19 protein-coding genes are annotated in these 23,475 nt (G+C 69.9%); 4 read left to right on the top strand and 15 right to left on the bottom strand.

Annotation, left to right across the window (positions count from 1 at the left end; genetic code table 11):
* The 6 genes from HY68_RS40905 to HY68_RS23360 form a co-directional block, all read right to left on the bottom strand.
* Positions 1–651, bottom strand: a 651-nt coding sequence (locus tag HY68_RS40905) for a glycoside hydrolase family 36 N-terminal domain-containing protein (RefSeq protein WP_277816767.1), incomplete at its 3' end; no start/stop codon positions are given.
* Entirely contained in the window at positions 648–1,562 is a 915-nt protein-coding gene (locus tag HY68_RS23380; RefSeq protein ID WP_078863738.1) for a carbohydrate ABC transporter permease, read from the bottom strand. The genes HY68_RS40905 and HY68_RS23380, both read right to left, overlap by 4 nt.
* Positions 1,562–2,470 (bottom strand): sugar ABC transporter permease, encoded by a 909-nt coding sequence (locus HY68_RS23375; RefSeq protein WP_041991885.1) that lies wholly within the window; start codon positions 2,468–2,470, stop codon positions 1,562–1,564. Before HY68_RS23375 ends, HY68_RS23380 begins: the two co-directional genes overlap by 1 nt.
* Before the next feature lies 1 nt (position 2,471).
* The gene (locus HY68_RS23370) at positions 2,472–3,764 is read right to left on the bottom strand and encodes an extracellular solute-binding protein (RefSeq protein WP_041991883.1); all 1,293 of its coding nucleotides are present in this window, start codon (positions 3,762–3,764) and stop codon (positions 2,472–2,474) included.
* A 108-nt stretch (positions 3,765–3,872) separates the two neighbouring features.
* Positions 3,873–5,999, bottom strand: coding sequence for a glycoside hydrolase family 27 protein (locus HY68_RS23365; protein WP_078863737.1), 2,127 nt, complete (start codon positions 5,997–5,999; stop codon positions 3,873–3,875).
* Positions 6,000–6,389: 390 nt separating this feature from the next.
* Complete coding sequence (locus tag HY68_RS23360) at positions 6,390–10,472, bottom strand: discoidin domain-containing protein (RefSeq protein WP_041991881.1); 4,083 nt, start codon at positions 10,470–10,472, stop codon at positions 6,390–6,392.
* A gap of 324 nt (positions 10,473–10,796) precedes the next feature.
* On the opposite strand from HY68_RS23360, the gene HY68_RS23355 reads away from it, so the two are divergent.
* The gene (locus tag HY68_RS23355) at positions 10,797–11,408 is read left to right on the top strand and encodes an ABATE domain-containing protein (RefSeq protein WP_198533323.1); all 612 of its coding nucleotides are present in this window, start codon (positions 10,797–10,799) and stop codon (positions 11,406–11,408) included.
* A gap of 61 nt (positions 11,409–11,469) precedes the next feature.
* Positions 11,470–11,994 carry a CGNR zinc finger domain-containing protein gene (locus tag HY68_RS23350; protein WP_241778652.1) on the top strand — a complete coding sequence of 175 codons (525 nt, stop codon included), beginning with the start codon at positions 11,470–11,472 and terminating at the stop codon, positions 11,992–11,994.
* Between the two features lie 13 nt (positions 11,995–12,007).
* On the opposite strand, the gene HY68_RS23345 is transcribed toward HY68_RS23350, so the two are convergent.
* Both HY68_RS23345 and HY68_RS23340 read right to left on the bottom strand, forming a co-directional pair.
* Positions 12,008–12,724, bottom strand: coding sequence for an SDR family oxidoreductase (locus tag HY68_RS23345; protein ID WP_041991879.1), 717 nt, complete (start codon positions 12,722–12,724; stop codon positions 12,008–12,010).
* Positions 12,725–12,761: 37 nt separating this feature from the next.
* Positions 12,762–13,622, bottom strand: coding sequence for a DUF427 domain-containing protein (locus HY68_RS23340; RefSeq protein ID WP_041991877.1), 861 nt, complete (start codon positions 13,620–13,622; stop codon positions 12,762–12,764).
* A 134-nt stretch (positions 13,623–13,756) separates the two neighbouring features.
* Here HY68_RS23340 and HY68_RS23335 point away from each other — a divergent pair, with 134 nt between their 5' ends.
* Both HY68_RS23335 and HY68_RS23330 read left to right on the top strand, forming a co-directional pair.
* On the top strand, positions 13,757–13,981 hold the full coding sequence (locus HY68_RS23335) for a hypothetical protein (RefSeq protein WP_041991875.1): 225 nt from the start codon (positions 13,757–13,759) through the stop codon (positions 13,979–13,981).
* An 83-nt stretch (positions 13,982–14,064) separates the two neighbouring features.
* Positions 14,065–14,937 carry an alpha/beta fold hydrolase gene (locus tag HY68_RS23330; protein ID WP_041991874.1) on the top strand — a complete coding sequence of 291 codons (873 nt, stop codon included), beginning with the start codon at positions 14,065–14,067 and terminating at the stop codon, positions 14,935–14,937.
* A gap of 59 nt (positions 14,938–14,996) precedes the next feature.
* Here the strand turns inward: HY68_RS23330 and HY68_RS23325 are convergent, their stop codons facing one another.
* The 7 genes from HY68_RS23325 to HY68_RS23295 all read right to left on the bottom strand — a co-directional run.
* Positions 14,997–16,394 carry a hypothetical protein gene (locus HY68_RS23325; RefSeq protein ID WP_041996900.1) on the bottom strand — a complete coding sequence of 466 codons (1,398 nt, stop codon included), beginning with the start codon at positions 16,392–16,394 and terminating at the stop codon, positions 14,997–14,999.
* 101 nt (positions 16,395–16,495) lie between these two features.
* Complete coding sequence (locus HY68_RS23320) at positions 16,496–18,505, bottom strand: TIM-barrel domain-containing protein (RefSeq protein ID WP_041991872.1); 2,010 nt, start codon at positions 18,503–18,505, stop codon at positions 16,496–16,498.
* Positions 18,506–18,569: 64 nt separating this feature from the next.
* The gene (locus tag HY68_RS23315) at positions 18,570–19,385 is read right to left on the bottom strand and encodes a carbohydrate ABC transporter permease (protein ID WP_041991870.1); all 816 of its coding nucleotides are present in this window, start codon (positions 19,383–19,385) and stop codon (positions 18,570–18,572) included.
* 1 nt (position 19,386) lies between these two features.
* Positions 19,387–20,361: a sugar ABC transporter permease gene (locus HY68_RS23310; RefSeq protein WP_078863734.1), complete on the bottom strand. Its 975-nt coding sequence runs from the start codon at positions 20,359–20,361 to the stop codon at positions 19,387–19,389.
* 15 nt (positions 20,362–20,376) lie between these two features.
* A complete protein-coding gene (locus HY68_RS23305) occupies positions 20,377–21,639 on the bottom strand; it encodes an ABC transporter substrate-binding protein (RefSeq protein WP_052457151.1) in 1,263 nt (420 codons plus the stop codon).
* A 135-nt stretch (positions 21,640–21,774) separates the two neighbouring features.
* Positions 21,775–22,800: a LacI family DNA-binding transcriptional regulator gene (locus tag HY68_RS23300; RefSeq protein WP_041991868.1), complete on the bottom strand. Its 1,026-nt coding sequence runs from the start codon at positions 22,798–22,800 to the stop codon at positions 21,775–21,777.
* A 126-nt stretch (positions 22,801–22,926) separates the two neighbouring features.
* The coding region (locus tag HY68_RS23295) for a class F sortase (protein WP_107070117.1) at positions 22,927–23,475 on the bottom strand (549 nt) is incomplete at its 5' end.

Below are 23,475 nucleotides of genomic sequence, written 5' to 3'. Positions count from 1 at the left end.
GGTGGGTGTCGCGCCTTCGGCCGGTGCGGCGGCGTCCTGGACTGCGAGCCACGGCGCGTACGCGTGGCCGGGGACGGCCTGGGTGGAGCCCATCTCGAAGCGCCCGCGGGTCAGTTCGAGCTGGGTGCGCTGGAACTCCCGCGACCACTGCCCGCTGAGGTAGGTGAGCCGGGCGGCGTCGGCCGCGGGGATGTTGACGGCCGCCGAGTCGAAGCGTTCCAGCCGCAGTTCGTCGTCGCCGACGCAGGTCAGCTCGGTCCAGCGGAGGATGACGTCCGTGCCGGCGACGGTCTCGTAGCAGAGCGCGGCCCGCAGGCCGAGCGTGTCGTCGGTGAAGACGAGCCGCAGCGCCCGGTCGGCGTCGGCGCTCGCTTCGGTGAACCGCCAGTAGACGCCTCGTTCCGCACCGGGGCGCTGGGCGACCAGGTCGGCGCCGTTGAACGGCCGCAGCCCGTACGGGATGTACTCGGCGGGCGCCAGGTCGGCGGGGGTGACGAAGTGCGTACGGCGTGACCAGTCGAGCGGCGAGGGACCGCTCTCCACCCCGTGCGGGCCCCAGGCCACCAGTTCGGCCCACTGTCCGGTGTCCGCGAGGGCGACCTCGTAGACGGTGTGCTCGGTGCGCAACAACCAGCTTTCCCGCGCGGTCACTTGACTGCTCCCAGATTGAGTCCGGCGACGAAGTGGCGCTGGAAACGGAGAAACACGATCACGGTCGGCGCCGCTGCGATGACGGACCCGGCGGCGATGACGTTCCACATCGACACGTACTGGCCCTGGAGTCCGATCAGCGACGCGGTGATGGGCATCTTCGTGTCGGTCCGCAGCACGGTGATGGCCCAGAGCAGGTCGTTGAAGATCCAGGTGAAGGACAGCGCGCTGAGCGCGGCGAGCGCGGGCGTGGTCAGCGGCATGATGATGCGCCGGTAGATCTGCCAGGGCCCCGCCCCGTCGATGACCGCGGCCTGCTGGATCTCCGGCGGTATGGACCGCATGAAGCCGTGCAGGACGAAGACGTAGAAGCCCACGCCGAAGCCGACCTGCACCCCGATCAGCGCGTAGAGGCTGTCGTAGAGCCCCAGCGACTCACTGATCTTGGAGACCGGGATGAGCAGGATCTGCGGCGGCAGCAGGTTACCGCCGAGCATCAGCAGCAGCAGTGTGCGGCGCAGCGGCAGGTCGTAGCGGCTGAGCGCGAACGCGGCGGTCGAGGCGAGCCCCAGCGAGAGCAGCACGGTGGGGATCGTGACGATCAGGCTGTTGATCAGCGCGCGGCCCTGGCCGCCGTCCACCCACGCCTGGCTGAAACCGCTCAGGGTGAAGGAGTGCGGCAGGCTGCCGAGGCCGTGGGCGGCGATGTCGTCGAAGGACCGGGTGCTGGTGACGAGCACGAGCGCGATCGGCACGAGCCACAGCAGCGACAGCGCGCTCGCGCTGACATGGAAGCTGACGGTCCGCCAGGCGCGGCCCCGGCTGCGGCGGTTGCCCGGCGGGCGCTCGCGCACGGCGGGTTCCCGCTCCTCGCCCACGGGCGCGGTGGCGGAGGCTTGGGTGACGGCCATCAGTCGGCCTCCCGGAAGGCGCGGACGAGATACGACACGATGACCCCGAAGGCCAGCACGAAGATCACGACGGCGAGGGCGGATCCGTATCCCAGCCGCAGCGACTGGAAGGCGGTGGAGTACATGTAGGTGCTGAGCAGTTCCGACGAGTGGTACGGGCCGCCCCGGGTGAGCGCCCAGATGACGTCGAAGGAGCGCAGCGAGTCGATGACGATGACGGACAGCACCACCGCGTTGACACTGCTGAGCTGCGGGATGGTGATGTGCCGGAACTGCTGCCAGCGGGAGGCCCCGTCGACCTTCGCCGCCTCGTAGAGCACCGGGTCGATGCCCTTGAGGCCGGCCAGGTAGAGCACCATCACGTAGCCGATCTGCCGCCACAGGGCGGGCACGATCACGGCGTACAGGGCGGTGTTCTGGTCGGCGAGCCAGGCGTGGGTGAGGCTGCCGAGGCCGACCCCTTCGAGCGTTTTGTTGATCAGCCCGTCCGGCTGGTACATCGCCTGCCACACCAGGGCGGTGGCGGTCAGCGAGAACACCACGGGCAGGAACAGCGCGGCCCGGTAGAAGCCGACTCCCCTGCGCTCCTGTTGGAGCAGGAGCGCGGCGCCGAGTCCGAGGATCGCCGACAGGCCGCCGAACAGCACCAGCCACAGCACCGTGTCGAGCAGGGCGGTGCGGAAGACACTGTCCCCGAACATCTCGCGGTAGTTGCCGAGCCCGACGAACTGCGGGGTCGAGACACCGTCCCAGTTGGTCAGCGAGAGGTAGAAGCCCTGGATGGCGGGCCAGAACACCCAGAAGCCCTCGGCCAGCAGCGGGACGAGCACGAAGGCGAGCACCACGGGCGGGACCCTGGTGGCGCCCCGCATCCGCCGCGGCTTCCGTACGGCAGTGAGCACCGCCATCTCACTGGCCCCAGATCTTCTGCGCGTCCCGCTGCCAGGTGGTGAGGATCGAGTTGATCTCCTTGGGCTTGGCGAGGAAGCGGGTGAGCGCGGTGTCGGCGGACGGCTGGAGCGCGTCGCTGGAGTCACGGTTGAAGAACTGCGTGACGTCCGCGGCTCCTTCGATCAGCGCGCGGCCCTTCTTGACCAGCGGGGTGCCGGTGTCCTTGGCCTTGGGGTTGGTCGGCAGCGAGGTGCCGGACGAGCCCTTGAGGTAGATCTCCTGCGCCTCGGCGGTGGCCAGGTAGCGCATCATTTCCTTGACCTCGTCCTTGCGGCCGGTGCGGGCGCTGGCGAAGTAGCCGTCGGTGGGCCCCTCTTCGGCCAGCGGGACCTTCGGGTCGATGACGGGGAAGCGGAAGAAGTCGATGTCGTCCAGCTCGGCCTTGGGCGCCGAGTCGGCGAAGAACGTACCGATGAGCATCATGCCGGTGCGGCCCTGGAGGAGCGCGGTGGTGGCGTCCTGGAAGGCGAGCGCCGTGCCGTTCTTGTCGAAGTAGGGCAGTGCCTCGCCCCACCGGTCGAAGACCTTGTGGACCTCGGGGTCGTCGAAACGGTGCTTGCCGGCGAGCAGATCACGGTGGTACTGGGCGCCGTTGATGCGGATGTTGAGGTAGTCGAACCAGGAGGACGCCACCCAGGCGGTGTTGCCGCCGGCGCCGAGCCCGATCGGTGCGACGCCCTTGGACTTGAGCTTGTCGCACAGGTCGAGGAACTCGTCCCAGGTCTTGGGCTCCTGGACGCCCCACTTGGCGAAGTTCGACTTCCGGTAGAAGACGCCCCACCAGTAGTACGTGGCCGGCACGAAGACCTTCTTGCCGGCGGACGAGGTGCAGAGCTTCTGCTGCGCCGCGCTGTAGCCGGCGAACTCCGGCTTGGTCCATATGTCGCTGACGTCGAGCAGCAGGTCCTTCTTGGCGTACGAGTCGGCGACCGAGCCGGGGTACCAGGTCAGCAGGTCCGGCGGGTTGGCCGAGGTGAGATACGTCGGCAGCTGGGTGCGGAACGTCTCGGAGGCAACGGTGTTGAGGGTGGTCTTCGTGCCCCCGCGCTTGTTGAACGCCGCGACGAGGTCCTGCATGGCGGACTTGGCCAGCGGCGAGGAGAGGTTGGACTGCAGGGTGACCGGGCCGCTGCCGGACTGCTTCTTGCCGCCGGAGGAACTGGCGGTGACGCAGCCGCTCATCAGTGCGGCGGCGCCGACGGCGCCCGCCCCGGCGAGAAAGCCACGACGGCCGGTTGGTGTGCTGATCATGGAAGAACTCCCTATCCGCCCGCCGAACGGAGCCCGACCCCCTGACGGTGGGCTCTCGTTCGGCGGATACAGACTGACCCGGGATCGAGCCAGCGTCAAGATTAATTACTAATTTATTTCCGCTTGGTGAAGACGGTCCGCGACTCCGCGGAACGCGGTCAGCACACTGCCGTCCGCTCCCGCCGCCGCGCCGAGGGAACCGTCGAAGACGGCGCTCGCGAAGCCCGCCCGCTGCGACCAGCCACTCCAGCCGCCGGCCGTGAACGCCTGCTGCCAGAGGGTGTAGTCACCGGCGCGGGCGTACAGATGGACGGTGTCCCCCGAGGCGACGAGCGTCGGGCTCCCGCTCACCGTCCCGCCCAGCGAGCTCCAGTCGGACCAGCTGCCGGAGGCGTCCCGCACCCGCTCCCACACGGCGTCGTCGTTGGTGCGTACGGCGACATGGATCCGGCCCGCCGAGTCGGTGGCGGCCGAGGGCGCGCCGTACACCGTCAGCCCCGACGGCGCTCCGACGGAGGTCCAACCGCTCTGCGCGGTACGCGAGATGACACCGCCGTCCGCGCCGTGCGCGAACAGCGTCCAGTGGTCCTCGTCCTGGAAGGTGACACTCGGCGCGTCGCCCAGTGTGCCGCCGAGCTTCTGCCACCGGCCCGGACGTCCGTCGGTGACGACGAGCCGGTAGGCGGCGTCGTCCGTGCCGCGCACGAAGACGTCCGTACGGCCGGGGGCCGGGCTGTAGGCGGCGGGCGAGCCGAGTATCCGGCCGTGGGTCGGGCCGCCGAGGTTCTTACCGGCCGATGACCAGTGGCCGTCGCGGCCGGTCTGCTGCCGCAGGGATCCGTCGGAGGAAAGGGAGTACACGCTCAGCCTGTCCCCGTCACGGACCAGCGCCGGGGTCGCCGTTGAGCGCGTACCGAGCGCGACGCCGGGTGCGTCGTCCGTGCCGGACAGCCCGAGGAAGGCCGTGCCGTGCGCGGGCACGGTGACGGTGTACGAGCCGGTGTGGGCGCCCGCGCTCTTCCTGGCCCGCAGGTCACGTACGGACACCCGGCCGGTCAGCCCGGCGCCCGAGAACCGTACGGTGCGGGCGCTCGCGGTGTCGGACCGGTTGAGCAGGACCACGGCGCGCTTGCCCGATCCCTGGAGGACCTTGCTGTACACGTCGCCTGTCGCGTCGGTGGCGACCCGGACGCCCTGGACGGCCAGCGGGTCCTGGTCGACGGCGACGATCTCCGGGTTGGTCAGTGTGTCGATCATCGCCTTGGGCAGGGTGCGCGGATCGGAACCGATGATCAGCGGGGAGGCCATCTCCGCCCACATCACCAGCTGGGTCGTCGACTCCTCCTGCGAGAGTTCGTACGAGCCGTCCGGCATCGTCCGCATCGGGATGAGGTAGTCGGGGTCGTTGTAGTGCCCGGGGCCCTGGGCCTCCGGGTGCCAGGCGTTGGCGTCCATGTTGCGCAGGACGTTGGGCCATTCACCCGCCGTCGGTGTGCCGTACGCGATGTCGGTGCCGGTGCGCCAGGAGTCGGCCGTCGTGGGCCCGTACGTGTAGGCGTTGTGCGCGTCCTGGGCGGGGGTGTGCGGCAGACCCCAGTCGTCGGTGAGCGGGTTGCAGAAGTTGAGCAGCATCGGCCGGCCGGACTTCGCGACGGCGTCGCTGAACTCCTTGTAGGCGGGGCCCGGGTCGAGCTTCTCCGAGATCCCGCACAGGAAGTCGACCTTCACCGCGTCGATCTTCCAGCCGGCGAACTGCCGCGCGTCCTCGGCGTAGTGGCCCCGGCTGCCGAGTCCGCAGCTCTTGCCGCCGTCGTAGGTACCGGCGTCGGTGTAGATCCCGGCCTTGAGGCCCCTCTTGTGCAGATAGCTGACCAGGGCGGGAATGCCGGAGGGGAACCGCTCCGCGTTCGCCGCGAGCCGCCCGTCGGCGTCACGCGGAGTGTCGGCCTGCCAACCGCCGTCCAGCCAGACGATGTTGTAGCCGCTGTCCTTGAGCCCGCTGCTGACGAGCTTGTCGGCGACGCTCTTGACCTGGTCCTCGGTGGGCGCGCCCAGGCCGTAGTAGGTGTTCCAGCCCATGTAGGGCGTGGGGGCGAGGCCGCTGTCGTAGTACGCCGGTGTTCCCTGGTCCTGACCAGGTCCCGCCGGGCGGTCGGTGGCGTGCGCCACCGGCGCCGCCACGCCTGCGAGTGCCGCCGCCACCACGGCCGCGGCGGCGCGCCGGGCACGCACCATCCCTGCACGATGCGAAGTCACTGATGTCTCCCGAGAGTTGGGGTCGCGGGCACCGCCGTACCCCGGAAGCGGGGGCGGCGGCGCCACGACGAAGACTGTGACCTCAGCTCCACATCGTGTCAATGATAATTACTAATTAACTTAAACACGGTGCGTGCTGCCGCTCCCGTAGTCCGTGTACGTGTAGGGGTTGTCCGGCGGCGCGGAGCGCGGCGTGCGAGCTGTTCGAACTCGGCGCTCGCCCGTTCCTCACGCCGACCCTGTTCATCGGCATGTTCGAACGCGATCACGCCGAGCCGCTCGGCTTCCAACTGGAGTACGCCCGGCGCCTGTCGCACGTGGAGATGCCGTACCCCGGCATCTCCACCTGACAGGCGCCGGAGCGCATACTCAGGCCCGCGTCACGGTCGCCTTGCTGTTGTATCCCTCCGTACGCAGCGCCGGGCGGCCGGAGCGCAGCGCGTCGGCCGGCCAGGACACCGTGACGGTCTGCGACTCACCGGGCAGCAGCCACAGGTAGTTGTCGCCGTACAGCGTCGGCAGCACCCGCCGGCCGTTGTCGGCGTCGAGCAGCGAGACCCGCACCATGGAGGCGACGGCGGAGCCCCGGTTCCGCAAGGTCACCGTCATGGTGCGGCGCGCTCCCGACTCCGTCCGCGAGACATGGCCGAGGTCAGCGGTGACCTTGACCGGCTTGGTCGTGTTCAGCGCCTTCATGTCGGCCGCGTCGCGGTAGCGCCAGTAGGTGTTCTGCGACAGCGTCCTGCCCCTGCTGTCCTCAAGTCCCAGCCGCAGCAGGTGCAGTCCCGGCAGGTCGGCCCCGAAGGCGACGGTGAAGGCCGCACCCTTGCCCGAGGCGGCGACGTCGAGCTTCGTCCGGCGCGTCGAGCCGAGCTGACGGCCCGACAGGTCGTACAGCCGGGCGGTGACCGTCGCGCCCTTCAGCGCCTGGGCCGTGTGGTTGACCGCCTCCACCGCCCACTTCACCGGGTCGGCCTGCACGTGGACGGCCTCGCACGCCTTGCGCGCCCCGTAGTAGGTGCCGTTGACGTCGAAGTCGTAGTCGTACGTCTGCCATACGGTGCTGTGCCAGGCCGGATGGGACATCCAGAGCATCAAGCCGCTGGCGTCCTTCCACAGGTTGGCGTTCCACGCCTCGAACATGGCCCTGGTGTTCTCGTAGTTGACGAACTGGGCCTTGGTGGTGAAGTCGTCGAGGTCCTTCGCGGTGTCCAGCCGGGCCTCGATGGCGGCGCGGTAGTTCTGCGGGGCCTGGTTCCCCCGGGTGCTCCAGTCGTGGTAGTACCAGGCGTCGCCGATCGGCCACTCCGGCTCGTCACCGACGAGGCTGCGCATGCTCTCCGCCGTGGACACCACGGGCATACCGATCTCGGTGTGGAAGCCGAACGAGCCCGAGCCGTAGGTGGACGGGGAGAAGTAGCTGTCCGGGTCGACCCAGCCGTACGGGCCGCCGCCGGTGATGATGCCGCCCGCCGAGTTGTTCTGGTAGAAGATCCCCGGCGCCTGCGACTCGACCGCCTCGCGCATCCCGCTGTCGATCGCCGCCGGCGGGTTGCCCTCGTTGGCACCGCACCAGAGCACCACACTGGGGTGGATGCGGTAGCGCAGCACGGTGTCCCTGGCCAGGCTGTTGAACGCGTCGTGGTCCGGCGGGTCCATGCCCCAGGCGTTGGGGAAGTCGTTCCACACCAGGATGCCGTACCGGTCACAGCTGGCGAAGAACTCCTCGCGGTCGCTGCTGCCCAGCCAGTTGCGGATCATGGTGAAGTTCATGTCCCGGTGCATCCGCACCGCCGTGTCCATCCGCTCGGCGGGCATCCGGCGCAGCAGCTCGTCCCAGCCCCAGTTGCCGCCACGGCAGAAGACCCGCACACCGTTCACGCTGATCTTCAGCGGCTGCGGGGTGTTGTCGACGGACTTCACATCCGTCCAGGTCTGTCCGTCGTCCGAGATCCGGACGACGAACGTCTTGGGGTAGGCGGCCTCCCACACGACGACCACCCGGTCGAAGTCGACGGAGGCGCCGAGGTCTACCTGGATCCACTGGTCGTCCTGGTACGCGGAGGACCAACGGGTGCTGGAGCTGCCGTCGGTGGCGTTGGCCGCCTTGTTGTCTCCGTCCTCGGTGGAGGCGGTGGCGGTCTTGTGCAGTGCGAGGTCGGTGCCGGCCTTGGCGCTGTCGACGACCGACAGGCTCCACAGGGAGTTGCCCCAGCTGGTGGCGCGCGCCCCGCCCTCGATACGTACGTAACGGGCCTTGCGGGCGCCGATGTCGAGGTTCTGCAGGCTCGCGTCGGCGCTCTGGAACGGCAGCGGCACCGCCGAGTTGTCGACGGACGCGGCGTCCGTCCAGCTGTCCCCGTCGTCGGAGACCTGCACCACGTACGTCTTCGCGTACGCCTGCTCCCACAGCAGGTCGACCCGGTCGAAGGAGGCGGAGGCGCCGAGGTCGACCTGGATCCACTGGTCGTCCTCGAAGGCGGACGCCCACCGGGTGTTGGCGTCACCGTCGGTGACGTTGGCAGCGCCGTGGTCCGTCTCGTCCTCGGACGAGGCGGTCGCGGTCTTGTGCAGGGCCAGGTCGGTGCCGGGCGACGCGCTGTCGAAGACCGAGAGGCCCCACAGCGACGAACCCCAGCCGGTGGCGCGCGTCAGGCACTTGACCCGTACGTACCGTGCCTTCCTGGCGCCGAGGTCCACCGACTGCGTGTACGCGTCGGTGCCGTTGCCGAACGGCAGCGGTATGTCGTACTCGTAGCCGAACTGCCGGATGCCGAAGCGGGTGGTGCGCCGGTCGCTCTCCGAGCCGCCGACCGTGGCGACGAGCGTGAGGTCGTGCAGGGCGGCCTCGCCGTACCCGTTGGGCCACCACAGCTTGGGCTTGCGCACCGTGAGCCGGGCGAAGTCGGCGGGCGCGAAGGTCACATCGGCGCTGCCGCCGCCCGGCAGGGTGACGGTCCGCGAGACGCGTACGTCGTCGAAGGACGCGGTGACGGTCACCCGGCGCTCGGCGGAGTCGGCGTTGCGCACCGGCACCACGATCGTCACCTCGGCCGTGCCGGTGTCGGGCAGGCCGGGCAGTGCGGTGTCCACGCGCGGGTCGCCGATGACGGCGTGGCCCGTGGAGCGCAGCCGTACGTGGTTCCAGATGCCGGAGACCCGGTCACGCACGGCCGGCATCCAGTCCCAGCCCGAAGCCGCCAGGTACGTGGGCGAGTTGCGGTTCATCATGTTGGCGCCCGCGTCCACGAACGACAGCCCCTCCACGCCCTTGTCCGTGGGACTGCCGGGGAACGGCATGGGCGTGATGCGTACGGCGAGGGCCTGTTCGCGGTCGCCGGAGACCAGCAGGGACGTCACGTCGTGGGACGAGCGGGCGAAGGGATACGTCAGCCCGCCCACCTGCTTGCCGTTGAGCCAGATGTCGGCCTTGTGGTTGACGCCGTCGAACTCCAGCCAGACATGCCGTCCTGAGCCGGTGCGCAGACCGCGCGGCAGCCGGAAGCCGCGGCGGTACCACCACGCGTGCCGGGAAAGGGCCTCGGGGACATGGAGGTTGTTCATGCCGGCGACGGGGTCGGGCAGTTTGCCCTGGTCGACCAGCGAGCCGAGGACCGTGCCGGGCACGGTCGCGGGCAGCCAGCGGCTGGTGTCCACGTCGGCGGCGGACAGCTCCGCGCCGCCGCCGTCGGCCCAGTCGTCCATCGTCAGGGTCCAGCCGGACTCCAGCGGTACGGTGCCGTCGTCGGCGACCTGCAGCGCGGGTGCCTTGTGGTCGTGCGTGCCCCAGTCGGTCCAGCCGGTGGCGGCGGGCCGGTGGCCCTTCGCCGTACCGAACACCTCGAAGCCGTTGAGGCCGAGCGGGTTGGCGTTCGACCGCTTGGTGACGGTCATCCGCACCCAGCGCGCCGTGGCGGGCTTGGCCAGCTTGATCTCGGCGACCCCGCCCGCACCGGACGTGGTCTCGTACACGGTGGTCCACTTGTGGTGGTCTGGCGACGTCTCGATCGTGAAGGCCACCGCGCAGCTGGACAGGATCTCCTGGCCGGTCGTGCCGTCCCGCGGACTGCCGCTGGGCGACGGTACGAAGACCGGGTCGTCCTTGGTCGCCTCGAAGGTCAGCCGTACGGACTCGACCTGACACTGCGCCTGGAGGTCGACGGATATCCACTGCGGATCGCCGGCGGCGGCCCGCCACCCACTGCCCCGGACACCGGTGGAGGTGAGCTTGTCCACCGCGAACTCGGCGGGCGCGGGTGCGTAGTCGACGGACGAGACCTCGACCGGCCGGTAGGCGGCGAGTTCAGCTCGGGACGCGGCACCGGAGGCCGGCGCGAGCCCGGCGGCCTGGCTCGTACCGGGGAAGGCGGCCGCGAGCCCGAAGCTCGCCAGCAGGGTCGAACCCGTCGTGACAACGGATCTGCGGGAAGGGTGAGATGACTGGTTCGGCATGTGCAACGTGATCCATTCCAGGCGGCCCTCAAGAAAACAGACGGCCTGCACCAGCCGCCTGACAACGTTGCCATAGGCTGTATTCCGCCGAAGCTTCTGTCAAGAGTTGGCGCGATGACGCCCCGTAGCGGCCGGCCGGCCACCCGAGCACCGGCCAGGCCGACCGTCGGGCTGCCGTGCCGCCGTACGCGCCGGGACCCGTTGGCTAACTGCTGACCATGCGGTACAGGCGTTAGCTGCCACGCCGAGTGTCGCCGTTCGGACCCCGTATAGGGCGCTCCTGAAGGCCCGTCCCACCCTCCGGCTAATGGTTATACTTTTCAGATGACCATTGGGCCGAGCGTGGACGAGATGCAGGCGGCGGGGTTCCCCATGGGGGGCGAGCCGGCGGTCGCCCTCGACCTCGTAGACACCCTGATGACCGCCGTCACCCCACCGGTCGACCTGCTCGCCGCCCCCGGCGCTCACGACACGTGGTGGCGGCTGCAGCTTCCCCGGCTGCCGCCCGGTCCGCCGCCCGAGCCCGCCGCCACACGCCGGCTCCGCACGGCGATCAGAGACGTCTTCGACGCACACCTGGAGCAGCGCTCGGCCGCCGCCGTTTCGGTGGACGACATCAACGCGGCGACGGCGGCGGCCCCGGTGAGCCCGAGGCTCGTGATGACCGGCGATGGCCCTCGGGGCGAGGCGCGCTGGCACACCGAGTACGGCGGCAACGCGGCCCTGGCCGCCGTGGCGGCCGAGGCGGTCGAACTCGTCGCGGATCCCGCCCGGTCGGCGCTGCTGCGCCGCTGCGCGAATCCCGCCTGCTCCATGCTCTTCCTGGCGGAGAACAAGCGCCGCAAGTGGTGCTCCAGCAATGTCTGCGGGAACAGGGTCCGGGTGGCGCGGCACTACGCCCGCGGCCACGCGGCCGGGACCTCCACCGAGACCTAACCCGTACAATTACTTTTACAGGTTGCAAGAGCGAGCATCGCCAGAGGCCGGGAGGGCGCGTGTGGAGATCGGAACGGTCCAGGAAGACACGCTGCTGTCGCTGCTGAACACCACGCCGGTCGTGGACGGCGTCCAGCAGGACCTGCTGGCGAGCCCGGAAGCCGCCCGGCGATGGCTGCTGGAGCACGGTGGCACCGGATCGGTCAGGGAACAGCGCGCCGTACGTTCGGTGCGCGACGCGCTCCAGGGCCTGGTCAGGGGCGAGTCGGAGCCCGGCTCCCTCGCCGCCTTCGTCTCCGGCGTCAGCCGTCGGCCCGTCGTCGGGGACGACGGTGTCACCTGGCGGCTGGACGCCCCGGCCGACCGCAGGACGGCGGCGCTGGCGGTGCTGGCCTGGAGCCACGTCCAGCAGGAGAAGCCCGGCCGGCTGCGCCCGTGCGCCAATCCCGACTGCCGGCTGTTCCTGCTGGACAGGAGCAAGGCGAACCGGGCCCGCTGGTGCTCGATGACGGTCTGCGGGAACCGCATGAAGGCGCGAAGGCATTACTCGCGCGTGCGGGACACCACCACGGACGGCGCCGGCTGACCGGTCGCACCGGTCAGACCAGCGGTTCGCCGCCGTCGACAGGGATCGTCGCGCCGGTCACGAAGGTGTTGGTCATGGCGAACAGCGCGGCGGCGGCGACGTCCTCGGCACTGCCGATGCGCCGGGCCGGGTTGCGCGCCGAACGGTCGGCGAACAGCGCGGCCTTCTTCTCGTCGCCCAACGCGTCGTAGGCACCGGTGTCGACGGTCCCCGGCGAGACGGCGTTGACCCGGACCGGCGCCAGTTCGATCGCCAGCGCCTTCGCCGCCACATCCGCCGCGCCGTTGGTCGCGGCGACGGCCAGCATGCCGGGGACGGGCCTGACCGCCGTCGATCCGGAGAGCAGCACCAGCGATCCGCCTTCGCGGATACGGCTCTTGAAGTGCTTGGCGAGGATGATCGGCCCGATCACCTTGGTGTCGAAGGACAGCCTGATGGTCTCGGGGGTGAGGTCGCCGACGAGACCGCGCGCACGGGCCGATGCCGTCGACACGATGTGGTCGACCTCGCCGAGCCGTTCGGCAAGCGCCGCGATCGACCGCTCGTCGGTGACGTCCACCGTCTCCGCACTGATCCCGGATTCGCCGTAGGCGGCCGAGAGCTTCTTCTGGTCCCGTCCCGCCACGACGACCTCGGCGCCCGCCTCGCGCGCCGCCAGGGCGATGGCGCGGGCGATTCCGCTGCCCCGGCCGATTACGAGCACCGTCTTGCCCTGCAGTGTCGTTGTCATGACGATCTCCTCATTCCGCTGCTGATGGGTTGTGCGGTTACCTCGTACGTCCTTCGTCCGCGTCGAGCCCGCGGTCCGCTCCGTGCGCGAAAACCGTCTGGCCGGGTGCCAGCGTCTGGCGTTCGCCGTCGAGGAAGACCGCGATCTCGTCCGGCTCGAAGGAGACCAGGTCCGAGATGCGCCGCACCTGCGCGTACGCGTCGCGGTAGCACCACGCCGCGCCCTTGGCGCCGCCGATCGAGTAGTAGTCGGCCAGCCCCTTGTAGGGGCAGAAGGTCTGTCCCTCGACCGGTGTCAGCGCGGTCTCGTCGATGTCGGCGCGCGAGACGTACCAGCGCGGGGCGAAGCCCGATTCGTAGAGCCCGAACGGGTGTTGGGTGTGTGCCACCACGCGCTCGCCGTCACGCACCACCAACTCGCGCGATGTGCCACGGATGTCGATTCGGTGATACGCGTCCGCCGCGTGGCCGAGGATGCGTTCGTCCTCTTCGTAGAACGCGTCCATGGCGCGCCAGGCGAAGGCGACCCGGTCGGCCAACTCCCGCGCGTACGGCGGAAGTCCGGTGTGCTGCCACGCAGCCCGCTCGGCGCCCTTCGCGCCGCCGTGGACCGTGTACCACTCCGTGGCGCCTAGTTCGCCGTGGCGTGTCGTCCGGTCGGTGGATTCCAGGACACCGGAAACCACGTCGCCGAGCGGGAAGTACGCCACCGGATACCTGCCGGGTTCGTGCAGAAGGACCACGTCCTCGCTGTCCGCGACCCACTCACCGCCGAACCGCACCCGCATCCTGCGGCGGAGCGGTTCGGCGAAGAGCAGGCGCTCGGGCAGCGGTTCGGGTGTCAGGAACCGCCCGACCGCCCCTGTCGCGAGGGGGCCTTGTTGCCATGCCAGACCCATGACGATCCCTTCGTCGCATGCCTGTCTCTGACTAACTCATAAAACAACAGTAGAACCATTAGGTCAGGGTCGGCAACAGCCCAGGAACGATCGATCATCAATGGTTAGTTGCAGCATCTAAGCATTACTCGGACGTGATCCACACAGCGGCGGCCGAAGCCGGTGCGATCGACACCGGGATCTGGGACTCCCTGGGCGAGGCGGGCAAGCGCGCGTACTTCGAGAGTCTCAGGACCCGCAACCCGGCCCGCCGCTTCGGCGCGGTCGACCACGTCGCCGACACGGTGCTGTACGCCATGACGAACCCCTTCCTGACCGGGGTGACACCGCGCGTCGACGGCGGGGAGCCCCTGACCTGACCATCTAACCCATCCGAAGAATTTGACGGGTTAGATGGCGAGTGCTTGGCTATAACCATCAAAGGCAATCAAAGGGGTTAGCCATGAGCGTCGTACACCACCGCTACGCGACCGTGGACGGGCAGCGACTCTTCTACCGGGAGGCAGGCCCGGCGGATGCCCCGGCGGTCGTTCTGCTGCACGGCTTCCCGACCAGTTCGTTCATGTTCCGCGATCTCGTCCCCGAGCTGGCGGAGCGTTACCACGTCATCGCCCCCGACCACCTGGGCTTCGGCCTCTCGGACGCGCCTGCCGCCGATCGGTTCGACTACACGTTCGACGCGCTGACCGACCTCACCAAGGGGCTGCTCGACCAGCTCGGTGTCGACCGCTTCGCGATCTACGTACAGGACTACGGTGCGCCCATCGGCTGGCGGCTGGCCCTCGGCAGTCCCGCGTCGGTCACCGCCGTCATCAGCCAGAACGGCAACGCCTACGACAGCGGATTCGTCGAGGGCTTCTGGACGACCGTGTGGGACTACCAGCGCGAGCAGACCCCCGAGACCGAGGCCGCGATCCGTACCGCGCTCACACTCGACGCCATCAAGTGGCAGTACGTCACGGGCGTCCCCGACGAGACCGTGGTCAGCCCCGACACCTGGCACCACGACCACCAGCTCGTCTCGCGCCCGGGCAACGACGAGATCCAGCTGGCGCTGTTCCGCGACTACGCGACCAACTCGCCCCTCTACCCCGCCGTGCACACGTACTTCCGCGAGCACCGGCCCCCACTGCTGGCCGTCTGGGGCAAGAACGACCCCATCTTCGGCCCTGCGGGGGCGGCGGCGTTCCGCGACGATCTCCCCGACGCCCAGGTCCATCTGCTGGACGGCGGCCACTTCCTCCTCGAAAGCGCCCTCCACGAGACGAGCCGGCTGATCGGCTCCTTCCTCGACAAGGCCGTTCTCCCGGCCTGACGCGGCACCCGGGTCCCGCACGGCGGACGCTCCGTGCGGAACCCGGGGCTGCGTTACGGTCAGGCCGCAGGCGTGACCGTCACCTGGAACGCGTCCTGCGCGGACTGCCAGGTGACGGGGATGTGCACGCTCGTCGTCCCCGCGGGCACCGTCCTCGTGTCGACGGTGACCGGCTGGTCCAGCGGGTTCTGATCGGGGATGCGCTGGACGGTGACGCGCACACCGCCGGGTCCCGCGACGGCGGCCGAGGTCAGCCCGTCCACCCGCAGGTCCACCGCCGGGCTGCCGCCCGACGAGTCACCGATGAGCACACCCGCCCGGCGCCGGGAGGCGTCCACGGCCGCGACGGCGTCCACCGAACCGGTCGTGTCCGAGCTGACGCGGCTGCCGGTCAGGTCGGCGTACGCCTGGTAGACCCACCACTGACCGGTACGGCGCAGCGCACCTGAGCCGTCGCGCACGAGTACGCCGTCGAGGGTGCCGGCGACACAGCAGTCGTCCCAGATGCCGCGCGACGCGGAGGCGATGCCGGACTTCGCGAGCTGGGTCAGGTACCACGCCTGGAATCCGGCGTGCTGTTCGTCGGCGTGCAGGTATTCGTTCATGGTGAGGCTCAGCCCGCTGATGCCCTTGGCGGCGAGCAGATCGCGGATGCTCTGCGCGTCGGCGACAGGCGTGTTGCTGAAGTGCCAGTTCAGGACGGTGGGCAGTGTGCCCGCCGCTTTGGTGTGGTCGAGGAACGGCGAGATGTTGCCGGGGCTGAAGTCCCAGAGCGACGGGCCGACGATGGCGCTGTTGCCGTCGTGCGCACGCAGTTCCTGGACCGCGCTGTCCCACATGGCGTAGTACTGCGGGGTGTTGAAGCCCGGCGGGAAGAACGCTCCGGTGGGTTCGTTCCAGATGTCGAAGCGCACCCGGACACCGGAGGCCGCCACGTCGTCGGCCAGCCGCCGTACGAAGCTGCGCCAGTTGGCGCAGTCGCCGTTCGCACAGGGGTAGACCGTGTCGGCGGCCTGGGTGGTGTCGGCGCCCCAGATGTCGCTGACGAGCAGGTCGTACGTGCCGTTGTACGGTGCGCCGGTGATCCGGCGGGCCTGGTTGACGGCGGAGTTCAGCCGCCGTTGATACCCGCTGCCCGCGGAGTAGCCGTCGCCCGCCCAGCCGCCGCCGTCGAGCCGGGCGCCGCCGCCGCGCGCGGAGGTCGGCTTGAGCGGGCCGAGCAGGCTGTCGTCGGGGCCGCTGCCGTCCTCGGTGAGTCCGTAGAGGAACCCGGAGCCCGCACCGGTGACGGCTCCCACGGTGTGGTTGAGGTCGACGGTGAGGGGCTGCGGGTCGGCGGCGCCGGCCGGCGGCGCTGCGAAGAGTCCGGCTGCCATCACGACGGAGACGACGGCCAGCAGGGCGCTGCGGACGGTCCGTCGCTGCCGTCCAGGCCGTCCAGGGGGAAGGTGCGGCACGGTGTACTCCTTCTGTCGGCGCCCGGCTTCCTTGCCGGGCACGCTGTGGGGGGTGTTGCGGGGGCGGCCGGTCCGCCGGACGGCCGGGTTCAGGCCCGGGTTCAGGCCGGCTCGGGGAAGCTTGCGCCGCCGCGGGCGAAGACGGGGATGCGTTCGACGGGTGCGGCCGCCCGTACGGTCCGGCCGCCTTCGTGGACCGTTCCGGTGCTGGTGTCGGTCCAGGAGGTGCCGCTCGGCAGGTAGACCTCGCGCTCACGCTCCCCGAGCCGGGTGACCGGGGCGATCAGCAGGTCGGGGCCGCAGAGGAACTGATCCTCGACGTGCCAGGCCCGCGGGTCGTCCGGGAAGTCGACGAACAGGGGCCGCATGGGCGGGAGTCCGGTGTCGGCGGCGCGCCGCATCTGGACGCGGAGGTAGTCCTGGAGACGTTCGCGCAGGGCGAGTTGGTCGCGCAGCACGGCGTACGCCTTGTCGCCGTACGACCACAGCTCGTTGGGCCCTCCGGAGTGCCCTGCGGCGAAGGTGCCGCGCGGCTCACGGTGTCCGTGCAGCCGGAGCAGCGGGCAGAACACCCCGAACTGGAACCAGCGCAGCACCAGTTCGCGGTAGTCCTCGTCGTCGGGGTCGCCGCCGTGGAAGCCGCCGATGTCGGTGGTCCACCACGGGATGCCGCTGAGGCCGGCGCTGAGCCCCGCGCGTATCTGGGCGGCGAGCGCGTCGAACGTGGCGGGTATGTCACCGGACCACAGCGCCGCGCCGTAGCGCTGGCTGCCGGCCCAGGCGGACCGGACGAGGCTGACGGGTGCCTCGTCCGCGCCGGGCGCTGCCGGGTCGAGTGCGTTCTGTGCGCGGGTGTGCTCGTAGAAGCCCTTGACGTGGTCGCGCGGGTACAGATTGGCCACGGCGCGGCCGGGTCCCGCGGCGAAGCGCAGGTGGGAGTACTGCTCGGGGAAGATCTCGGGTTCGCAGGCGTCCAGCCACCAGACCCGGAACCCCAGGTCGTAGTAGTTCTCCTTGACGCGGTCCCAGACGAAGTCGCGGGCGCGCGGCTCGGTGGGGTCGTAGAAGGCGACGGGCAGCGAGCGGCCCTCGAACTCGGCGTCGGGGAAGGTGTGGTGGAAGGGCAGGCCTTGTTCGGTACCGACGAGCAGGCCCTGTTCGTGCATGGTGGTGAAGTTGTCGCTGAGCGGGCTCACGGAGGGCCACACCGACAGCAGCGGACGCACACCGAGATCGGCGAGTTCGCCGACCATGGCCGCGGGGTCGGGCCAGTCGGCGGGGTCGAAGCTCCAGTCACCGAGGTGGTTCCAGTGGAAGTAGTCGACGGCGATGACGGAGAGCGGCAGCCCGCGGCGCTTGTACTCCCTTGCCACGGCGAGGAGTTCCGCCTGGTCGCGGTAGCGGAGTTTGGACTGCCAGAGGCCGAGCGCCCAGTCGGGCAGGACGGGTGTGTGGCCCGTGGCGTCGGCGTAGCGGGCGAGTATCCGGTCGGGCGCGGGCCCGGCGGTGAACCAGTAGTCGATCTGCCGCGCGGCGTCCGCGACCCAGCGGGTGCCGTTGGCGGCCAGCTCGACGCGCCCCACGGCGGGCTGGTTCCACAGCAGTCCGTAGCCGCGTGAGGAGAGTGCGAAGGGAATGGTGACCTCGCCGTTGCGCTGCACGAGGTCGAGGACCATGTGCTTGTGGTCGAGCCGGCCGTGCGAGTGCTGGCCGAGACCGTAGAAGCGCTCGTCGTCGTATGCGGCGAACCGCTGGTCGAGGCGGTAGTGGCCGTCACCCACGGGGGTGAACTGGCGCGGCCCCGGCCAGGCGAAGTGTCCCGCCACCTCGCGGAGCAACTCGCCCCCGTCCGAGGCCCGCAGGAACGTCAGATGACCTTGCGGCGAGAGTTCGACGCGCAGCCGTCCGACGGTGAGGACGGACGTGCCGTCGGCTGTGTCGTGCCGTTCGGCGGCGGTGGGGGCGGGCTCGTCCGACAGGGCGCCGGGCAGTCCGTCCTGGACGGTGTGCCGGGCGACACGGACGCGGACGCTGTCGTCGCCCCACGGTTCGACCCGCAGGGTGTGGTCCTGGCAGGTGTATTCGATGGCGGGTGTGCGGGAAGGGGACACGTTCGTCCTTTCCCACGGCCGACGGGCCGCGGAGTGGCGGGGCGGGGCGGGGCCAGGGGGCGGTTCAGTCCTTGACCGCGCCGGTGGACAGACCGGCGGCCACATGGCGTTGTGCGACGACGAGCAGGACGGCGGCCGGAAGCGAGGAGATGACGGCGGTGGCCATCACCGAGTTCCAGCTGGTCGTGTTGGTGCCGGCGCCGATGTAGTTGTAGAGGCCCACGGTGATCGGGGTCCAGGTCGTGGAGCTGAGGTTGAGGGTGGTGGCGAAGAGGAAGTCGCCCCACGCGAAGAGGAAGGCGAAGAGACCCGCTGTGATCAGCGCGTTGCGGGACATCGGCAGCACGATGCGCAGGAAGGCGCGTACCGCCCCTGCGCCGTCGAGTGCGGCGGCCTCCAGGAGTTCGCCGGGGATGGAGATCATGAAGGCGCGCAGGATCAGCACGGCGAAGGGCACCGCCAGGGTGGAGTCCGCGAGGATCAGGGCGGGCGCCGAGTCGAGGATCCCCGCCGAGGAGAAGATCCGGTACAGCGCGTTGGCCATGACGATGCCGGGGACGAGCTGGACGATCAGCAGGACGCTCAACAGGGCTTTGCCGCCGGGCGCCTTGAGCAGGGCGAGCGCGTATGCGGCGGGGGTGGCGAGGACCAGTGTCAGTACGGTCGCCCCGGCCCCGACGACGATCGAGGCGAGCAGATGTCCGCCCTGCTGGGCGAAGGCGTCGCGGTAGCCGCCGAGGGTGCCGCCGAGCGGCAGCCAGAGCGCCGAGCGCCTGGCCAGCTGCTCGTTGGTCTGGAAGGACGCGTTGATCATCCAGTACAGCGGGAACAGCATCACAGCGACGACGAGGACACCGACGGCGGTCCTGACGCGGGCCATCTCAGCGGCCTCCTGTCTCCGCGCGCAGGGAGCGCAGGTAGAACACCGCGAAGAGTCCCGCCACCACGATCAGCAGATCCCCCGCCGCGGCGCCGACGCCGAATTCGGAGAGCCCGCCGAAGGACAGCTGGTAGCCGTACGTGGTCACGGTGTGGGTGGCGTTGGCAGGTCCGCCCTTCGTCATCACCCAGATGACGTCGAAGACCTTGAGGGTGTAGATCAGCCCCAGGGTGAGGACGACACCGATGACAGGCTTCAGCAGCGGCAGCGTGACATGGCGGAACTGCTGCCGGCGGCCGGCGCCGTCGAGGGCCGCCGCCTCGTACAGCCCTGCGGGAATGGCCTGGAGCCCGCCGTAGAGGATGACCATGTTGAACGGGACCCCGATCCAGATGTTGCAGATCAGGACGCCGGCCATGGCGGTGTGCGGACTGTTGAGCCAGGGCACCGGATCGCTCACCAGGTGGGTGGCGAGCAGCACTTGATTGACGACGCCGTTGCTGGTGTCCAGCATCCAGCGGAACACCGTGCCCGCGACGACCAGCGGCAGCAGCCACGGCACCAGCAGCAGGGACCGCAGCAGACCGCTCAGCGGGAAGGTGTGCCGGAAGAACTCGGCGAGACCGAGGCCGATCAGGAACTGGCACAGCAGCGAGAGCGCGACGAACACCAGCGTGTTGGTGACGGACTTGAGGAAGACCGGGTCGTCGAAGAGTTTCCGGTAGTTGCCCAGGCCGTTGTAGGGGGCCTGGCCGCTGTAGACCGACTGGATGCCGAAGTCCTGGAAGGACAGCTGGATGTTGCGGATCAGCGGGTAGAGGAAGAACACCGCCGTGTAGACGACGACGGGGGCGAGGAATCCGAGGCGCAGCAGGGTGCGGCGCCGGAGCCGGGGACGGCGGCCGTCCCCGGGCCCGCCGCCGGCGGGCGCACCGGCACGGCCGTGTACGGCGCCGTCGGGGAGCGTGAGTGTCACGTCAACGCCCCCGAGTCATCGGGTGGCTTGGCGCTGGGCGTCGCCGAGGGCGGCGCGCGGCGACTTCTGACCGGAGAGGGCGGACTGCACAGCGGTCCACAGCGCCTGGGAGTAAGCGGGGTACTTCGCGCCGAGCTTCGCCGTACGCCCCTGGGCCCCGGCGATGCCGTCCACGAAAGGCTTCATGTCGGGGTCGCCGGCGGCGAGTTTGGCGGCGGCCTGCCGGCTGGACGGGACGTAGGTGGTGAGTTCGGACCAGGTGAGGCTGTTCTTGGCGGAGGTCATGCACTTGATGACCTCGGCGGCCTTACGGGACTTGGCGCCGTTGTTTCCGGCCGCCCACACTTCGCCGCCGAGGGCGCCGGACGGGGTGCCGCCGGCCGTGGGGGTGGGCATGGGGACGATGCCGTACTCCGTCATCCCGGCCTTCTTCAACTGGGGCAGCTGCCAAGGTCCGTTCACCATCATCGCGAGGGAGCCGTTGGCGAACTGCTCCTCGACGTTGGCCTGGGTCCAGGTCAGCACGTCCTTGGGCGAGGATCCGGACGTCACCAGCCCGTCGAGGAGTTCCAGGGCGGAGACGGCCTGGTCGGAGTCGAGCTTCGTCAGATCGGCCCCCGCGCTGAGGAAGAACGACTCGAACTGGAAACTGCCCTCCTCGGTGGCGGGTACGGCGAAGCCGAGGCCTCGGCGCTTGTCGCCGTCGGTCAGCTTCTTCGCGGCCGTCTTCAACTCGTCCCATGTGGTGGGCGGTTCGACGCCGGCCTGGGTGAAGAGCTTCTTGTTGTAGTAGAGCGCGAGGGCGTTGACGCCCGGCGCCACGCCGTACTGCTTGCCCTGGTACCTGCCCGCCTCGACCACGTTCGGGTAGAGCCCGTCCGTGCTCAGTCCGGCAGCACCGAGGTCGGCGAGCGCGCCGGTGGCGGCCAGTTGCTGAAGATCGGGGTTGTCCAGCAGGACCAGGTCGGGGACGGCGTGGCTGCTGGCGAGCTGGATGAGCTTGGTCCGCAGGTCGGGCACGATCTGGCGCTTGACGGTGACACCCGCCTGCTTGCCGCAGCTGTTGAGCAGCTGGGGCAGGGCGGTCATCGTCGTGCCGGTGTTGTAGTAGTCCATCTCGGTGAGCGTCAGTTTGCCGCCGTCCGAACCGGTGGCTGTGGTCGAGCCCGAACTGCACGCCGTCAGCAGCAACGACAGGGCCGCTGCGGCCGAGGTCAGTGCGAGCGTCGCCGTACGAGGTGGGCGTGGGCGTACGCCTCTTGACGCGGTACCGCTCATGGTTCGGTTCCTTTCTGGACGCGGGCATCGCACACCGACCGCTGGCGCGGCGAGGCGGCGGTGGGAGAAAGCAAGGGAGTGCGGAGAAGGGGGTACGGAGGAGGGGGGTGGTGACCGGCGCTGAGCCGTCAGCCGTCAGCCGCCCGCCGCGGATCCGGGGGCGGGGGCGTGGCTTCGGCGGTCGACGAAGGGCGGCGCGAGCAGGATGTGGGCGGGCTCGGCGGCGGGGTCAGCGACCAGCCTGAGCAGGGACTCGACCGCGTGCCGGCCCATCTCGGCGGTGGGTACGTCGGCGGCGGTGATCTCCGGGGTGAGGCTACGGGCATTGTTCTCGGACGTCACCGCCAGCACCGACACGTCGTCGGGGATCCTCGATCCGCGCGCGTGGAGAGCCCGCACCACACCGGCGAGCGAGCGTTCGTTCACGGCGACGATGCCACTGGGTGTGCCGTCGGTGGCGAAGAGTTCGGCGACGCAGTCGGCGCCGGCCTGTTCGTCGTCCTCGCAGCACAACGCGCGTCCGAGCAGGTCGTGTTCGGCGACGGTCTTCTCGAAGGCGTCCAGCGCGCGGAAAGCCGGACCGTACTCCCGGTCCAGCAGTGCCTGCGGGCGGTTGACGAGCGCGACACGGCGGTGGCCGAGCGCCCGCAGCCGCTCCACCGCAGCGGTGACGAGACCCGCGTAGTCGAGGTCGACCCAGCCGTGGGCCTCCTCGCTGCCGGTGCGTCCGATGGTGACGAACGGCAGCCCGTGTTCGACGAGCCGGCTGACCCGGGTGTCGTGCAGCAGGGTCTCCATCACGATGACACCGTCGACCCTGCGCTCGCCGACCATCCGGTCGAAGGCCGCCTCCCGGCCCTCGCCGGTGGGTGACAGGAGGATGTCGTAGTCGTGATCGGCCGCCGCCTCGGCCACGGCGCCGACGAACTGGAGCTGGTCGACGCTGAGATGGCCCCGCATGGGCGGGATGACCAGACCGAAGGTCTTCGGCGAACCGTGCGCCAGGGCCCGCGCCGTGGCGCTCGGCCGGTAGCCGGACTCCTCGATGACGCGGTTCACCCGCTCCCTGACCTGCTCCGACACCTGCCGTTTGCCGCTCAGGACATAGGAGACCGTACTGCGCGACACACCGGCCCTGCGGGCGATCTCACCGATGTTCACCAGGTGCCTCCCCAGGATCAAAAAAATCAGCGAACCGGTTCGCGAACCGGTTCGCTGATTACATACGCGGGTCAGTCCCGGGGTCAAGGGGTGTGACAGGACCGGGCGATGCCGGTCGGGGACTCGCTACGTGTGACTGCCCGTCAGTGTCGCGTAGACCACGACGTTGTCGGGGTAGTAGTGGTCCGCCTTGGAGTACGTACCACCGCAGGTGATGAGCCGGAGCGCGGCCTGGTCGGTGTTGCGGTACACCGCGACCGTCGGGAAGTCGTCCTTGGCGTACGTCGCGATCCGGTCCACCGTGAACCGCGCGGTGCGCCCGTCCTGCCGTTGGACGTCGATCCGGTCGCCGGGCGCGAGATCCCCCAGCTTGAAGAAGACCGAGGGCACACCGTTCCAGGTGACATGGCCCGCGATGACCGAGGGGCCCTGCGCGCCGGGCGTGGGACCCGGTGTGAACCAGCCCGCCTTCGCCGGGTCACGCGGGGTCTCCATGGTCTTGTCCTTCGCGAGCCCCAGCTCCTCCAGTGTCGAAGAGACCTTGATGGAGGGGATGTTCACCCGCACCGGCCGGGAGGCGGGCAGCGCGGCGACGTGCTGCCCGCTCGCTCCCGCCCCGGTGGACGGGGCAGCTGAGCCCGTCTTCGGACCGGCCGGCATGGAGACCGGCGGCCC

It is taken from the genome of Streptomyces sp. AcH 505 (genome assembly GCF_000818175.1).
Classification (GTDB): Bacteria; Actinomycetota; Actinomycetes; order Streptomycetales; family Streptomycetaceae; genus Streptomyces.
Note: the sequence above shows the minus strand (reverse complement) of the source record. Positions and strands in the feature narration are given on the sequence as shown.

Excerpts from the sequence above, each read along its gene's own strand:
- HY68_RS23380 (WP_078863738.1), bottom strand. The coding sequence starts at position 1,562 with ATGGCCGTCACCCAAGCCTCCGCCACCGCGCCCGTGGGCGAGGAGCGG.
- HY68_RS23375 (WP_041991885.1), bottom strand. The coding sequence starts at position 2,470 with ATGGCGGTGCTCACTGCCGTACGGAAGCCGCGGCGGATGCGGGGCGCC.
- HY68_RS23370 (WP_041991883.1), bottom strand. The coding sequence starts at position 3,764 with ATGATCAGCACACCAACCGGCCGTCGTGGCTTTCTCGCCGGGGCGGGC.
- HY68_RS23365 (WP_078863737.1), bottom strand. The coding sequence starts at position 5,999 with ATGGTGCGTGCCCGGCGCGCCGCCGCGGCCGTGGTGGCGGCGGCACTC.
- HY68_RS23360 (WP_041991881.1), bottom strand. The coding sequence starts at position 10,472 with ATGCCGAACCAGTCATCTCACCCTTCCCGCAGATCCGTTGTCACGACG.
- HY68_RS23355 (WP_198533323.1), top strand. The coding sequence starts at position 10,797 with ATGACCATTGGGCCGAGCGTGGACGAGATGCAGGCGGCGGGGTTCCCC.
- HY68_RS23345 (WP_041991879.1), bottom strand. The coding sequence starts at position 12,724 with ATGACAACGACACTGCAGGGCAAGACGGTGCTCGTAATCGGCCGGGGC.
- HY68_RS23340 (WP_041991877.1), bottom strand. The coding sequence starts at position 13,622 with ATGGGTCTGGCATGGCAACAAGGCCCCCTCGCGACAGGGGCGGTCGGG.
- HY68_RS23330 (WP_041991874.1), top strand. The coding sequence starts at position 14,065 with ATGAGCGTCGTACACCACCGCTACGCGACCGTGGACGGGCAGCGACTC.
- HY68_RS23315 (WP_041991870.1), bottom strand. The coding sequence starts at position 19,385 with ATGGCCCGCGTCAGGACCGCCGTCGGTGTCCTCGTCGTCGCTGTGATG.
- HY68_RS23305 (WP_052457151.1), bottom strand. The coding sequence starts at position 21,639 with ATGAGCGGTACCGCGTCAAGAGGCGTACGCCCACGCCCACCTCGTACG.